13 protein-coding genes are annotated in these 15,419 nt (G+C 38.4%); 2 read left to right on the top strand and 11 right to left on the bottom strand.

Going from position 1 to position 15,419, the window contains the following annotated elements; translation table 11 throughout:
- Nucleotides 1–14 precede the first annotated feature (14 nt).
- From APS80_RS01245 to opp3b (APS80_RS01235), 3 genes are read right to left on the bottom strand one after another with little or no spacing between them, the layout of a single operon-like run.
- Nucleotides 15–968: an ABC transporter ATP-binding protein gene (locus APS80_RS01245; RefSeq protein WP_059106466.1), complete on the bottom strand. Its 954-nt coding sequence runs from the start codon at nucleotides 966–968 to the stop codon at nucleotides 15–17.
- Nucleotides 969–979: 11 nt separating this feature from the next.
- Nucleotides 980–2,041 carry an oligopeptide ABC transporter permease gene (gene opp3C, locus APS80_RS01240; protein WP_059106465.1) on the bottom strand — a complete coding sequence of 354 codons (1,062 nt, stop codon included), beginning with the start codon at nucleotides 2,039–2,041 and terminating at the stop codon, nucleotides 980–982.
- Nucleotides 2,041–2,967 carry an oligopeptide ABC transporter permease gene (gene opp3b, locus APS80_RS01235; RefSeq protein ID WP_059106464.1) on the bottom strand — a complete coding sequence of 309 codons (927 nt, stop codon included), beginning with the start codon at nucleotides 2,965–2,967 and terminating at the stop codon, nucleotides 2,041–2,043. Before opp3b (APS80_RS01235) ends, opp3C (APS80_RS01240) begins: the two co-directional genes overlap by 1 nt.
- Before the next feature lie 219 nt (nucleotides 2,968–3,186).
- Between opp3b (APS80_RS01235) and APS80_RS01230 the strand changes: the two genes are divergently transcribed.
- A complete protein-coding gene (locus APS80_RS01230) occupies nucleotides 3,187–3,552 on the top strand; it encodes a DUF3899 domain-containing protein (protein WP_059106463.1) in 366 nt (121 codons plus the stop codon).
- A 113-nt stretch (nucleotides 3,553–3,665) separates the two neighbouring features.
- Here APS80_RS01230 and APS80_RS01225 read toward each other — a convergent pair whose 3' ends face one another.
- The 7 genes from APS80_RS01225 to APS80_RS01195 all read right to left on the bottom strand — a co-directional run bounded on the left by APS80_RS01225 (nucleotide 3,666) and on the right by APS80_RS01195 (nucleotide 12,125).
- Nucleotides 3,666–5,327, bottom strand: a complete 1,662-nt coding sequence (locus APS80_RS01225) for a peptide ABC transporter substrate-binding protein (RefSeq protein WP_059106462.1) — start codon at nucleotides 5,325–5,327, stop codon at nucleotides 3,666–3,668.
- Nucleotides 5,328–5,345: 18 nt separating this feature from the next.
- Nucleotides 5,346–6,287, bottom strand: coding sequence for an ABC transporter ATP-binding protein (locus APS80_RS01220; RefSeq protein ID WP_059106461.1), 942 nt, complete (start codon nucleotides 6,285–6,287; stop codon nucleotides 5,346–5,348).
- Nucleotides 6,277–7,359, bottom strand: coding sequence for an ABC transporter ATP-binding protein (locus APS80_RS01215; protein ID WP_059106460.1), 1,083 nt, complete (start codon nucleotides 7,357–7,359; stop codon nucleotides 6,277–6,279). Before APS80_RS01215 ends, APS80_RS01220 begins: the two co-directional genes overlap by 11 nt.
- Before the next feature lie 17 nt (nucleotides 7,360–7,376).
- Complete coding sequence (opp3C, locus tag APS80_RS01210) at nucleotides 7,377–8,438, bottom strand: oligopeptide ABC transporter permease (protein ID WP_059106459.1); 1,062 nt, start codon at nucleotides 8,436–8,438, stop codon at nucleotides 7,377–7,379.
- Nucleotides 8,438–9,364 carry an oligopeptide ABC transporter permease gene (opp3b, locus tag APS80_RS01205; RefSeq protein ID WP_059106458.1) on the bottom strand — a complete coding sequence of 309 codons (927 nt, stop codon included), beginning with the start codon at nucleotides 9,362–9,364 and terminating at the stop codon, nucleotides 8,438–8,440. Before opp3b (APS80_RS01205) ends, opp3C (APS80_RS01210) begins: the two co-directional genes overlap by 1 nt.
- A 563-nt stretch (nucleotides 9,365–9,927) precedes the next feature.
- Nucleotides 9,928–11,172: a beta-ketoacyl-ACP synthase II gene (fabF, locus tag APS80_RS01200; RefSeq protein ID WP_059106457.1), complete on the bottom strand. Its 1,245-nt coding sequence runs from the start codon at nucleotides 11,170–11,172 to the stop codon at nucleotides 9,928–9,930.
- An 11-nt stretch (nucleotides 11,173–11,183) separates the two neighbouring features.
- The gene (locus APS80_RS01195) at nucleotides 11,184–12,125 is read right to left on the bottom strand and encodes a beta-ketoacyl-ACP synthase III (RefSeq protein WP_059106456.1); all 942 of its coding nucleotides are present in this window, start codon (nucleotides 12,123–12,125) and stop codon (nucleotides 11,184–11,186) included.
- 305 nt (nucleotides 12,126–12,430) lie between these two features.
- Between APS80_RS01195 and APS80_RS01190 the strand changes: the two genes are divergently transcribed.
- Complete coding sequence (locus APS80_RS01190; RefSeq protein ID WP_059106455.1) at nucleotides 12,431–12,619, top strand: DUF2929 family protein; 189 nt, start codon at nucleotides 12,431–12,433, stop codon at nucleotides 12,617–12,619.
- A 167-nt stretch (nucleotides 12,620–12,786) separates the two neighbouring features.
- On the opposite strand, the gene clpB is transcribed toward APS80_RS01190, so the two are convergent.
- A complete protein-coding gene (clpB, locus tag APS80_RS01185) occupies nucleotides 12,787–15,399 on the bottom strand; it encodes an ATP-dependent chaperone ClpB (RefSeq protein ID WP_059106454.1) in 2,613 nt (870 codons plus the stop codon).
- Nucleotides 15,400–15,419: the final 20 nt, after the last annotated feature.

Raw genomic sequence — 15,419 nt, 5'->3', positions numbered from 1 at the left:
ATCCCCCTTCCCCATTAATTTACAACCGTTGTATCAACGGCTCTCAGTTGAGTTGCTTCTTCATCCGTTACAAATACGTAATGCCCTGGTCTCACTTCTTGCAAGGATCTACTGTCATTAAGTGCATCATCGTTTTTGTATTCAATACGTTTTCTCGATCTCTCACTTTCTGGATCCGGTTGAGGTACTGCAGAGAGCAGAGATTTCGTATAATCATGTAGTGGATGATTATAAATTTCGTCAGCAGTTCCAAGTTCGACGATTTTACCACGGTTCATTACTGCAATACGGTCTGAAATGTATTTAACCATTGATAAATCATGGGCTATAAATAGGAAGGTAATGCCGCGTTCGCGTTGTAATTTGAGCAGTAAGTTCACGACTTGTGCTTGAATCGATACATCGAGCGCCGAGATAGGTTCATCTGCAATGATAAATTCTGGCTCAACTGCTAATGCACGCGCAATCCCAATACGTTGTCGTTGCCCACCTGAGAATTCATGTGGGTAACGACTCGCATGTTCTTTACTCAAACCCACTGTTTCAAGTAAATCGTAAACGCGTTTTTTACGATCTTTCCTACTTGATGCTAGATTATGAATATCGATACCTTCAGCGACAATATCCATGACTTTCAAGCGTGGGTTTAAAGAGGCATACGGATCTTGGAAAATCATCGATATTTCTTTACCCCGCAACTGTGTGAGTTCTTTTTCAGATTTAGTAGCTAAGTCTTCCCCTAAAAAGAGAATCTCACCTTTTTTGATTCTACCTTCGTCTTTTTGGAACAGTTTGGTAATAGCTTTAGTTGTTACAGATTTACCAGAACCTGATTCCCCTACAATCGCTAAGGTCTCACCTTTATTTAAGTAAAAGTCTACGCCGCGTACTGCTTGCACTTCACCTGCGTGAATATCAAAAGAAACATGTAAATCTCTCACTTCTAATATACGTTCAGTCATTTCCATTCACCCCTTTGTTATTTACGCATTTTCGGATCGAATGCGTCTCGTAAACCATCACTAAATAGATAGAAGAATAAGATTAATAAACTCAAAATAGTAGCTGGTATAAATAATTCATGTGGGTGAATTAATAACATTTGTCGACCATCGTTTACGAGTGATCCTAGCGATGTTCTCGGTGCAGGTACCCCGATACCGATGAAGCTTAAGAACGCCTCGAAGAATATCGCACTCGGTACAGTAAACATGGATGTTACGACAATCGGACCTAAAGCATTCGGTAAAATATGTTTAAAGATTTGTTTTAATTTTGATGTTCCGAGTGTACGTGAAGCGAGTACAAATTCTTGGTTTTTTAACTTCAAGAACTCACCACGCACGATACGGCTCATACCAATCCATCCTGTAATGGACATAGATAAAATAATAGTCCAGATAGATGGTTCGAAGATGATTACAAATAAGATAACAATAATCAGGTTTGGTATAGAGGCAATAATTTCAATAAAACGCTGCATGAAGTTATCTATTCGGCCCCCAAAGAATCCGGAGACTGCCCCGTATACAACCCCTATAAAAATATCTAGTAAAGCTGCGATGATACCAATAAAGAGTGAAATTTGAGCACCCTGCCATGTTCTAGCCCACAAATCACGGGCTAGCTGATCGGTACCAAACCAGTAATTTTCTTTAGCGCCAGCTTCTTTATAAGCGTCAACATCTCCATCGTGACCATAAAACGGTAAGAATGGCACTTTATCGAGCACTGGAATTTTAGCTGGTAAGTTTCGGTGCTCAATATTTTGCTCATCGTAGGTGTGACTACTAATTAATGGACCTACGAGTGCGAGTATAATAATTAAAATAAGACCGATTAAACCAACAATCGCTAATTTATTCTGCTTTAATTGAATCCAAGCATCTTGCCAGAAGCTCTTACTTTCTCTTTGCAGCTCCGGTTCGACCTCGATATCATAGTTACTTTGTACAAAATCAGAGTCAGTAATTGTATCCGCAGTGTGTGTCATCACGGCATTTGAGGGTTCGATGTCTTTGTTCAAATGTTTGTTAGTCATTAATTTTTACCCCCTTGAACACGAATTCTTGGGTCGATGAGACCATATAAAATATCCACGATAAAAATAGAAACGATAAATAATGTACTGAATAGCAATGTTGTTGCCATGATCACAGAGAAGTCATTCGTTTGAATCGATCTTACGAATTGGTCCCCGAGTCCAGGTACACCAAAGATATTTTCAATGGTTAACGTCCCTGTTAAAATTCCTGCTAACATCGGTACAATGATCGTAATGACTGGAATGAGTGCGTTACGTAAAGCGTGACCAAATAACACGCGTAACGTCGAGTTCCCTTTAGCTCTCGCAAGTAAAATATAATCAGAACTCAACACTTCAATCATTTCCGCTCGAATATATCGAGTTACAGTCGCTAATACTCCGGCTGATAAAGCAAGTGACGGTAATATGGCTGTAGATAGGCCTTCCCATCCTGCAACTGGAACCCATTGGAGTTTAACTGCAAATACATATTGTAATAACACCGCTAATACGAATGATGGGACAGATACAGCAACTACAGAAATGACTGTCGCTGTGTAGTCAACCCATGTATTTTGTTTCGTAGCAGCAGCTACACCTAGGATTACGCCAAGGATAACCCCGATAATCATCGCTGTAATACCCATCTCAATTGACGGTATTAAACGTGGACCAATCAAATCCCATACAGGCTGGTTATTATATTGGAAAGAGTTCCCAAAGTCACCGGTAACGACGTTCTTTATGTAATTGACGTATTGCACAATGACAGGATCGTTGAGGCCATATTTCTCATTTAAGATTTCAGTTTGTTGTGGCGTTAACTTTTCGTCATTAAACGGTGAACCAGGCATGAGTTTCATGAGAAAGAATGTAATCGTCATGATGATTAACAGTGAAACTACCATGTATCCCAATCGTTTTAAAACATATCTAAGCATATTTCATCCCCCTTTTTTTCAAAATTAACATTCCCTTTAAAATTTTCAGAAATATTTAATAATATTATAGCGGCAGGGATTTCGATAATCAATATTGACTTTTTACTATTTTTGTGGTAATGAGGTGCACAACTGTATTTTCGACATGGTTTTTAAAGTGCAATTACACAAATCACCTTTTTTGCGGTAAAATAAATTTAATGATTATGGAGGTATCCTATGCAAAAACCAATTAATTGGATCATTCCCATCTTATTCACACCTTTGCTCAGTCTAGTCATTTGGCTAGTGACTGATGCATTATTCATCAATATCGCATTTTACGTATCAATCATCTTATTTATCGTGTCTTTTATCTTAATTATTATTCAAGATGGTGTGCTAGATGCGACGAGTTACGGCTTTAGACGCATTCGCTATCAACTATCTAGCAAAAAACGTAGAACTGAAATAGAAAAGGATTCATTTTTCAATCCGAAAGAGGCAAAAAAGGTGCATTATCATGTGTATCCAATCTTTAAGACAGCGGCGATATGTAATGTCTGTTACTTAATCTTGAATCTGATCATCGCCTTAACATTGTAAATATTGAGTGAATATTGAGTGTTACATACACACAAAAATCCCGTCTACCTTTACAAAAGGTAAACGGGATTATTCTTGTTAATAATACACACAACTTGTGCTAATTTAGAGAGTTATTCAGTTTTCTTCTTACCTGTTTCACGATCAATGGACTTATCGATATAGACATTTTTAAGTATCAAATTACCACCTATTTTATGGTATTTTAACCCTTTCACTTGCGGATTTGTTAAGTGAGTTTGTCCTTGTTGGAAGATCGGTGCAACGGCTACGTCATCTAACATAATCTCTTCCGCTTCTTTTAGTGCTGCATCGCGTGCATCGAGATCTGTGAGCAATTTACCGTTCGCATCTTTAACCAGTTGATCATATTTTTTGTTGCTCCACTTACCATAGTTTTGCGGATTATCTGAAGTCATGATTTCAAGGAAAGTTAATGGGTCAGCGTAATCCGGGCCCCAACCTGCCATACCGACTTCAAAATCACCAGTAAGCATCGCATTGATACGTTGTTTACCTGGCATCGTTTTAATTTTCATTGTCACACCTGGCAAGTTATTTTCTATTTGACTCTTCAAGTATTCTGCAGAGACTTTATCATCGGGTGTTTCATTCGTTGTAAATGTGAACGTAATTTCATCTTTCCCTAATTCTTTCTTCGCTCTTTCTAGATTTTTCTTAGCTGCTTTAGGGTCATGTTGTAAATTGGATTCGATGCCATCTGTATAATCAGAGTCATCTGGTGATTTAAATGTCTCTTTTGAAGTGAATTGATCCATGGTCTTAGAACCATTATTTAACACTTCTTTTGAATATTGTTCTTTATCAATCGCTTGAGCCAGTGCGAGTCTAAATGATTTATTTTTAAACTCAGGTTTTTCTTGGTTAAGTGTTAAGAACCACGTTGATGCTAGTAATTGTTTATCTAACGCTGGACTATCTTTATATTTATCAACTTGTTCAGATGAAATACCTGTGTCATCGATAGAACCTGTATCAAATAACGAAGCACCTGCTTGTTGGTCTTTGATGATTTTATAGTTTACTCTTGTTAATTTCACTGCGTCGCGATCCCAGTATTTATCATTTTTAACCATTTCAATTTTATCTTCTGGTGCCCAATTTTTCGCTTTGAACGCGCCGTTATAAATGACTTTATCAGCTGTTGTACCGTACTGTTCACCATATTTCTTGATGGCCTTTTGATTGACTGGTAAATATGTACCAAAGGCTAGCAGTTCATTGATATAAGGCAATGGTTTCGTTAACTCGACTTGTAGTTTGTATTTTCCTAATGCTTTAACTCCGAGTGTTTCGGGTTTCTTCTTACCTTGGTTGATGGCTTCTGCATTTTTTAAATCATACATGATATAGGCATATTCAGAGGCTGTATCTGGATTAACAACTCTACGCCATGAGTAAACGAAATCGTCTGCTGTCACTGGATCACCATTCGACCATTTAGCATCTTTACGAAGATCAATCGTTAACGTTTTACCGTCGTCACTTTTCTTAGGCATCCCTTTAGCTACACCCGGTTCAGCTTCGTCTTCTTCATTAAGGACGTATAAACCTTCAAAAACTTGGTCCATGATTTCAAACGAGATGTTATCTGTAGCTAGTGCCGCATCAAATGTTGTCATATCTTGTGATAAGGCCTTACGGAACACTTGTCCTTTGTCATCATAAATGCTTTCCGCATTCGCACCACATGCTGTTGTGAGTAGTACTGCAACCATTAAGATAGCTATGAGTTTAAACTGTTTTAATTTCATCGTCATCCCCCTTTCCCTTTAACTTAATACTTTGCTTTCATCGTTTTTGAGTTGATCTGCTTCTTCATCTGTCACAAACACATAATGACCTGTCGCAATTTCTTGAAGCGATCTGTCTTTATTTTTCGTTTCATCTTCTTCGTAAGTGATTCGTTTTCTTTTTTTCTCGCTCTCTGGATCTGGCTGAGGTACTGCTGATAATAATGATTTCGTGTAATCGTGTAATGGATGATTATAAATTTCATCTGCCGTTCCAAGTTCCACAATTTTACCTTGGTTCATCACTGCAATGCGATCAGAAATATATTTCACCATAGACAAATCATGAGCGATAAATAAAAACGTAATGTTATGTTCTTTTTGCAATTTAAACAACAGATTAACGACTTGGGCTTGTATAGAAACATCTAGCGCTGAAATAGGTTCATCAGCTATGATAAATTCTGGTTCTACTGCTAATGCACGCGCGATGCCAATACGCTGACGTTGACCCCCTGAGAATTCATGCGGATAACGGTTCGCATGTTCTTTACTTAACCCCACTGTTTCTAACAAATCATAAACCCGTTTCTTACGGTCTTTTTTATTAGCCGCTAAATGGTGAATATCGATGCCTTCTGCGACGATATCCATCACTTTCAAACGAGGATTCAGTGACGCATATGGGTCTTGAAAAATCATTTGAATTTTCTTGTTGAATTGCAGTGAGTCTTTACGATTTTTTATTTGTTGTATGTTGACCCCTTCGTATAATACTTCTCCCCCAGTAATGTCGTTTAGTTTCACGATAGCCTTACCTGTCGTTGATTTTCCACAGCCAGACTCACCGACTAAGCCGAGCGTTTCACCTTTGTATACATCAAATGAGATGTTATCTATCGCGCGGACTTCGTTGTGTTTCCCTTCGTTAAAATATTGCTTTAAATGCTTCACTTGTAATAAAATTTCATTATTTGTCATCGAACGTCACCCTCTCTACTTTAATCGGTTGATCGTAGTTATTTGGCATCGGTCTTAACCGTTTTTGTACCATTTGAGGCAACTCTACTTCTGGTGCACGTTCGTCGAGTAACCACGATTTCACATAGTGTGTAGGAGAGACTCTAAACCATGGTGGCTCAACCTTGAAGTCTACATCTAACGCATATTGACTTCGTTCTGCAAACGCATCACCTTTAGGCGGATTTAATAAGTCAGGCGGTGTCCCAGGAATAGCGAGTAATTCTGTATTAATATCTGTGTCCATATCTGGCATAGAAGATAATAAGCCCCAAGTATAAGGGTGTTTCGGATCATAGAAGATTTCATCGACATCCCCTGATTCGATCATTTGACCCCCATACATGACGGCGACTTTATCAGCCACATTCGCCACAACCCCTAAATCATGTGTAATGAAAATGATAGATGTATCAATCTGGCCTTGTAATTCTTTCATCAAGTCTAAAATTTGTGCCTGCATCGTTACGTCAAGTGCTGTCGTCGGTTCATCGGCAATTAAAATCTTAGGTTCACAAGCGAGTGCAGTTGCGATGACAATACGTTGACGTTGACCCCCAGAAAATTGATGCGGATAGGCATTGAAGCGTTCTTCTGCATGGGGTAAGCCAACTAGTTTCAAGATTTCTAATGCGCGTTTTCTAGCAACTTTTTTATTGTAATTTCGATGTTTAATCAGTGGCTCCATGACTTGTTTACCGATTTTCATCGTTGGGTTAAGTGATGTCATCGGATCTTGGAAAATCATAGAAATTTCTTTTCCACGTAATTGATTTAATTCTCGTTCAGACTTGTCTGCTAAATCTTCTCCCATAAACAAGATTTCGCCTTTTTTAATTCTACCTTCGTCTTTTTGGAATAATTTAGTAATTGCTTTCGTTGTGACTGATTTTCCTGAACCAGACTCACCTACAATCGCTAATGTTTCACCTTTGTTTAAGAAAAAATCTACACCTCGTACTGCTTGGACTTCCCCAGCATGAATATCAAAGGAGACATGTAGATCTTTGACTTCTAATATACGTTCTGTCATTTCCCTTCACCCCTTTGTTATTTACGCATTTTCGGATCGAATGCATCTCGTAAGCCATCGCTAAATAGATAGAAAAATAGAATGAGTAAGCTTAAGATGGCCGCTGGTATAAACAATTCATGTGGATGAATGAGTAACATTTGTCTACCATCGTTAACTAAAGAACCCAGTGATGTTCTCGGTGCTGGTACCCCGATACCGATGAAGCTTAAGAATGCCTCGAAGAAGATCGCATTCGGTACTGTGAACATTGATGTAACCACGATAGGTCCTAGCGCATTCGGTAAAATGTGTTTGAAAATTTGTTTCATGTTAGATGTACCGAGTGTACGTGAAGCGAGCACGAATTCTTGGTTTTTCAATTTCAAGAATTCCCCTCGAACAACACGGCTCATACCGATCCACCCTGTGATAGACATCGCTAAAATGATTGTCCAAATAGAGGGTTCAAAAATGAGTACAAATAAAATAACAATAATCAAATTCGGTATTGAAGCAATGATTTCGATGATACGTTGCATGATATCATCGAGTCGACCCCCGAAGAATCCGGATATCGCACCATAGACGACGCCGATAAAAATATCGAGCAACGCTGCAATGACACCGATGAAGAGAGAGACTTGCGCACCTTGCCAAGTTCTAGACCATAAATCACGGCCCAGTTGATCTGTCCCAAACCAATAATTTTCTTTGGCTCCTGCCGCTTCGTACGCATCACCTTCTGTACCTTCACCGTTAAATGGCAAGAATGGTACTTTATCTAAGACCGGTACTTTTGCGGGTAAGTTACGGTGTTCAATATTTTGTTCTTCGTATGTGTGATTACTCAATAACGGACCCACTAAAGCTAAGATGATGATCAGCACTAAACCGATCAGTCCGACAATGGCTAATTTATTTTGTTTCAGTTGTAACCAAGCGTCTTGCCAGAAACTCTTACTTTCACGCTGCATTTCTGGTTCTTTTTCAATATCATAGTCACTTCGCACAAAATCTGATTCAGTTAATGTTTCAGCTGTATGTGTCATGACTGTATTGGAGGGCTCTATTTCGTCGTTAAATTTATCTTTTGTCATTATTTTTTACCCCCTTGCAATCGAATTCTTGAATCAATCACACCGTATAAAATATCCACGATAAAAATAGATACGATAAAGAGTGTGCTGAAGAGTAGTGTCGTTGCCATGATGACTGGGAAATCATTCGTTTGAATAGATCTTACGAATTGATCCCCTAAACCAGGTACACCGAAAATATTTTCAATGGTTAATGTCCCTGTTAAAATGCTTGCGAGCATCGGTACGATGATTGTAATAACCGGTATCAATGCGTTACGTAATGCATGACCGAATAATACACGCATCGTAGAGTTCCCTTTAGCTCTAGCGAGTAGTATGTAGTCAGAGCTGAGCACTTCTATCATTTCAGCACGAATATAACGTGCAACTGTGGCTAAGACGACCGCAGACAGTGCCAGTGACGGTAGAATAGCCGTTGAAAAACCTTCCCATCCTGCGACAGGTACCCATTCTAATTTAACTGCGAACACATATTGGAGTAACACAGCTAACACGAATGATGGTACTGAGACAGCGATAACAGAAATGACTGTAGCAGAATAATCCACCCAAGTATTTTGTTTCGTTGCTGCTGCCACGCCGAGAATCAGTCCCAATATGACGCCGATAACCATCGCAGCGATTCCCATTTCGATCGATGGTATTAATCTCGGACTAATGAGATCCCAAACAGGTTGGTTGTTATATTGAAATGAGTTCCCAAAATCACCAGTCACGATATTCTTGACGTAATTCACATATTGAATAATGACTGGATCATTCAATCCATACTTTTCATTCACGATTGCTTTTTGATCTGGCGTTAACTTTTCATCGTTAAACGGTGAACCAGGCATCAATTTCATGAGAAAAAAAGTAATGGTCATGATGATGAATAGAGAAACCACCATATAACCTATACGTTTTAAAACATATCTAAGCATATATCCATCCCCCTTTTCACAATAAACATTCCTTTTAAAATATTCAGAAATATTTAATAATATTATACCTATTGAAAATCAGATAATCAATATTGACTTTTTTATTCTTTTGTAGTATCTAACTATTTTATTTAAGTTTATTGATTAAGCCAAAACTACATTAATATAAATAAGTATGCTCGATATAATAATATTTATAATGTTGAGTGTATGTTTAAAGCATGTAAGGGTTTATCCGTTTATCTACAATAAAGGGCAAATTTTTAAATATTCCTACTAAAAGTATGCTTTTCCATGGAAAATTGGGAAATCTGTTCATTACATTTTCATTTCAAAACATGTCAATTCACACTTAAATGATCACTTTCACTTTTTTCTAAAATCATATATTTTATCTATTCTTATATATATTTAACTCAATAACGTTAGTTTTAAATAACAAAAGATACGTAAAATACACATATTCACACAAAAATATCCCACTGACTGTCAGAGTGAACCTCTCACATCAGTGGGAATACTATATTGATATTTTTCCGTATTTATATTAAAAACTTTAGCGATTAATCTTCATACTTTTTAAGGACTAATACTGCATTGTGACCACCAAAGCCAAGACTGTTACTCATCGCATACGTGATATCAAGATCTTGTGCTTCATTTGGCACGATATCTAAGTCACATTCTGGATCTTGATGATCCGCATGAATGGTTGGTGCGACTTTACTATCTCTAATAGATAACGCAGAGAAGATAGCTTCTAGACCACCTGTACCACCGAGTAAGTGACCTGTCATGGATTTTGTAGAACTTACTTTAAGTGATTGTGCTGCTGATCCAAATGTGTGTTTAATCGCTTGAACTTCGGTTAAGTCACCGACTGGCGTACTTGTACCATGAGCGTTTAAGTATTGAACGTCTTCTGCAGTAATACCAGCGTCGTCTAGAGCAGCTTGCATTGCGCGTGCACCACCTTCACCTTCTGGCGCTGGAGCAGTGATATGGTAAGCATCACCTGTTGAGCCATAACCAACAAGTTCAGCATAAATCGTAGCACCACGTTTTTTAGCTGATTCAAGTGATTCAATGACAACGATACCGGCACCTTCACCCATGATGAAACCATCGCGTCCTTCAGAGAATGGACGGCATGCAGTTTCTTTGTCTTCATTTGTTGATAGAGCACGGCTCGCACTGAATCCTGCGATCGCCATATGTGTGATTGGTGCTTCTGTACCACCCGTAATCATCGCATCTGCATCACCGCGTTGAACGATTTTGAAGGCTTCACCAATTGAGTTTGTACCTGTAGCACATGCTGTCACGGTTGCACCGTTAGGACCTTTAGCGCCTAAATCGATAGAGACTTGTCCTGTAGCCATATCTGGAATTAACATCGGTACGAAGAATGGACTCACGCGTCGTGGACCACGTTTTAATAATTGATTGTGGGCATATTCAAATGTTTCCATGCCACCAATGCCTGAACCAATCCATACACCGACACGGTCAGCTGTATCTTCATTGATGTCTAATTTCGCATCTTCAACTGCTTGTCTTGCCGCAACAACTGCGTATTGAGTGAAACGGTCCATACGACGAGCTTCTTTTTTATCAATATAATCTTCTACATTAAAGTCTTTCAATTCACCTGCTAAGTGAACGTTGAAATCATCTGTACTTACACGTGTGATGGTGTCGATCCCATTCACACCTTTTAATGCATTTTCCCATGTTGTGTGTGCGTCGTTACCAATTGGAGATAACGCGCCGACACCTGTGATTACAACACGTTGTTCTTTGCTCATGTCTTATCCTCCTATTTTCCCCATCTCAATGTTACGGCGCCCCAAGTTAGGCCACCACCAAAACCTACTAATACGAGTGTATCATCGTCTTTGATTTTACCGTTTTCAAGTTCTTGTGCAATACTTAACGGAATTGATGCCGCTGATGTATTACCATAGCGATTCACTGACACACTCATTTTTTCTTCAGGTAAGCCAATGCGTTGGCGCGCAGATTCCATGATACGAATATTCGCTTGGTGTGGAATAAACATATCGACGTCATCTGGTGAGATATTCGCTTTATCGATCGCTTTAGATGAAGCTTCGTTCATAATGCGCACTGCGAATTTGAACACTTCACGACCGTTCATAAATATTTTACCGTTTTCTGGATTAAGATATAAATGTTTACCGCCGCTGCCATCTGAGCCGAGTTCATAACTTAAAATACCGCGACCTTCTGACACTTCGCCGAGTATCGCTGCACCTGCACCGTCACCAAAGAGGACTGCAGTAGAGCGATCAGAGAGGTCTGTAATTTTAGATAGTTTATCAGCTCCGACTACAAGTATATTGTGATAATCGCCTGATTGAATAAATTGTTTTGCGTTGATCAATGAATACATAAAGCCACTACATGCTGCAAGCTGATCCATTGAAGCTACTTTATCAATGCCTAATTTGTGTTGCAACATATTTGCTACAGTTGGGAATGCATAATCCCCTGTAGATGTCGCAACGAGAATCATATCAATATCTGTTGCTTCAATGCCTGCGTCTTCAATTGCTTTCAAACTTGCTTTGTAAGCCATATCAGAAGTATCTTCGTCTTCTGCTGCCCAACGTCTTTCTTTAATACCGGTCATTTTAGAAATCCATTCATCAGATGTATCTAAGAATGATTCAAAGTAGGCGTTATCCACTACTCTTTCAGGTGCATATACGCCAAATCCTTTTATACCTATATTCACGGGTCGTACACCTTCTTAATTTAATATTTATTATTTAATACCAGGTATTAATTTAACATAAAAATTCTTTATAATACAAGAACTATACCCCTTCTATTGATGGGTTAACGCAAATGTGTCCGAATCTTTCTGTAATAGCTTATCACATTTCGTCCCGTGGCCACGGGCATAATGACGATTCACATGCATAGCAACAAACGTGTACGCACAAAATTGTTAAATTCTAACGACTGCCGCACCTTGCTATTTAGTGTTCAGACTTTTATAATAATACTATATAGCATAAAAATTGGAGGCATATCCCTATGAAATACATCATGGTATTTGTTTGGGCTGTCCTTTTACTTGAGATGGTTGGTTTCGTTCTCAACAGTCTAAACGGTGGCGGTCCACTTAACCTAGTTGTACCCGTAGTTATGGCAGTTGTTTTCACAATCTTTGTCGGATTATTCGATCTAGCCATTAAAGCTAAATCTGGCTCATATAACAAATAACAAATTCACGAAAAAAAGTAAGCACTTTAACGATTGATCTACAATTGGAGATCACGTTAAAGTGCTTTTTTTATTCTCAAACATAAAAAACTGCCGGTAAACAGAATGTATTTACCGACAGCTTATCTATTGAAAGGCTATTAGATTTTCTGTACGTTTCCACTTACTTATTGCACAGTTTCTGGTTCTATTTGGTCAAATGTCAAACCATCATCTGTTAAATCAATTTTCACAGTTGTACCTTCTGGCATATCTTCTCTAATCATACGACGCGCAAGTGGTGTTTCGATTTGTCGTTGTACAAAGCGTTTCAATGGTCTTGCACCGAATTGAGGTTCGTAAGCTTCTTCACCCAACCATTTTTTCGCTTTATCTGACACATCGATAGAAATACGTTGATCCATTAATCGAATATTAAGTTGAGTAACTACCTTATCTACGATTAAGCTCATATCGTCGACAGTTAATGGTTTGAAGAGCACGATATCATCCATACGGTTTAATATTTCTGGTTTGAAGTATTCGTTCACATTCGCCATAACTGCTTGTTCTGTATTTTCGGTAATTACACCACTATCTTTCACATTTTCAAGTAAGATTTGTGAACCGATATTACTTGTCATGATAATGATTGTGTTTTTAAAGTCGACGCTTCTACCTTGAGAATCTGTTAAGCGACCTTCATCCAAGATTTGAAGTAAGACGTTAAACACATCGGTATGTGCTTTTTCAATTTCATCTAATAGAATGACTGAATATGGATTACGACGAACCGCTTCTGTTAATTGACCCCCTTCATCATGACCTACATAGCCTGGAGGAGCTCCGATTAAACGAGAGACAGAATGTTTTTCCATATATTCACTCATATCGATGCGAATCATGTGTTTTTCAGAATCAAAGAGTGTAGATGCGAGTGATTTCGCAAGTTCTGTTTTACCGATACCCGTAGGACCTAAGAAGAGGAAGCTACCAATCGGTCTATTCGGATCTTTAATACCTGCACGTGCTCTCACAACCGCATCTGAAACGAGGTCGACCGCTTTATCTTGACCTACGACACGTTCGTGTAAAATATCTGAGAGATTCAATAATTTTTCTCTTTCAGTTTCAACGAGTTTAGATACAGGGATACCTGTCCATGAGCTGACGATATCACCGATTTCTTCGTCTGAAACCACTTCGCGAATGATGCGATCTTGACCGTCTGGTTGTTCATCTTGGAACGCATCTTCTAATTCACGCAATTCTTTTTCTAATTGAGGGATTTTACCATGTTGTAATTCTGCCGCTTTTTCTAAATCATAGTTGTTTTCAGCGTCTTCTAATGCTTTTCTACTTTCATCTAATTCAGTACGTTTATCTTGAAGTGCGCTGATTTTATCTTTTTCTTGATCGACACGAGATTGAATTTCAGCTTGTTTTTCTTTTTCATTTGAAAGTTCTTCTTGTAATTCTTGTAGACGTTGTTTACTAGCGTTGTCGGATTCATTTTTCAACGCGCTTTCTTCAATTTCTAACTGCATGACACGGCGGTTCACTTGGTCTAATTCTGTAGGATTAGAGCCCATTTCTGTACGGATTGTCGCACAAGCTTGGTCGACTAAGTCGATTGCTTTATCTGGTAAGAATCTATCAGTAATGTAGCGATCAGAAAGTTCAGCAGCAGCAACTAATGCACGGTCTTGGATACGTACACCGTGATAGACTTCGTAGCGTTCTTTTAAGCCACGTAATATAGAGATAGTATCTTCTACATTCGGTTCACTGACTTGAACTTTTTGGAAACGGCGTTCTAAGGCAGAGTCTTTTTCAATATTTTCTCTGTATTCATTTAATGTTGTAGCACCGATACAGTGTAATTCACCGCGTGCTAACATCGGTTTCAACATGTTTCCGGCATCCATAGAACCTTCTGTTTTACCTGCACCGACTAACATGTGAATTTCGTCTATGAATAAAATAATGCGTCCATCAGATTCTTTAACTTCTTTCAATACTGCTTTTAAGCGTTCTTCAAATTCACCACGATATTTAGCACCAGCAACCATGGCACTTAAATCTAATTCAAAGATTGTTTTATCAAGTAGTGATTCAGGCACGTCTTTTCTTACGATACGTTGCGCAAGACCTTCAACGATTGCCGTTTTACCTACACCAGGTTCACCGATAAGGACAGGATTATTTTTCGTTTTTCGACTTAAAATACGAATCGCATTTCTGATTTCTTCATCACGTCCAATAACGGGGTCCATGTTGCCTTGACGTACTTCTTCGACTAAGTCACGGCCATATTTTTCTAAAGCTTCGTAATTCACTTCTGGATTTTGTGATGTCACGTGATTTCCCCCTCTGACTTTATTTATAATTTCTTTCACGACTTCTATTTTATTACCGATGTATTGTTTCGTTGTATCATCGATATCATTCGCCGCAAGTAATAAATGTTCCATTGAAATATATTCATCTTCATAGGATGACATATAAGATTCAGCTTTATTAAATAATTCGTTTGTTTTCGGACTGATATATTGTCCGTATTGTACATTATCACCTTGTACATTAGGATAGTTTTTGAGTTTATTGGTATAACTTTGTCCGAGTGCTTCGGTGTCTATATTGGCTCTTTCTAATATACTGTTAAATAAACTTTCATTTTCTTCTAATGCAGCTTTTAACACTGCTTCGATTTCAATATTTTGATTTTCATAGGTTTGGGCAAGTCCAATTGCTTTTTGTAAACTCTCTTGGACTTTGTAAGTCATTTGATTTACATCCAAATTGCTTCACCTCATTTATC

The sequence above is a fragment of the Staphylococcus auricularis genome (assembly GCF_001500315.1).
GTDB classification, from domain to species: Bacteria; Bacillota; Bacilli; order Staphylococcales; family Staphylococcaceae; genus Staphylococcus; species Staphylococcus auricularis.
The sequence above is the reverse complement of the archived record's forward strand: the minus strand, read 5'-3'. Positions and strand labels throughout refer to the sequence as shown.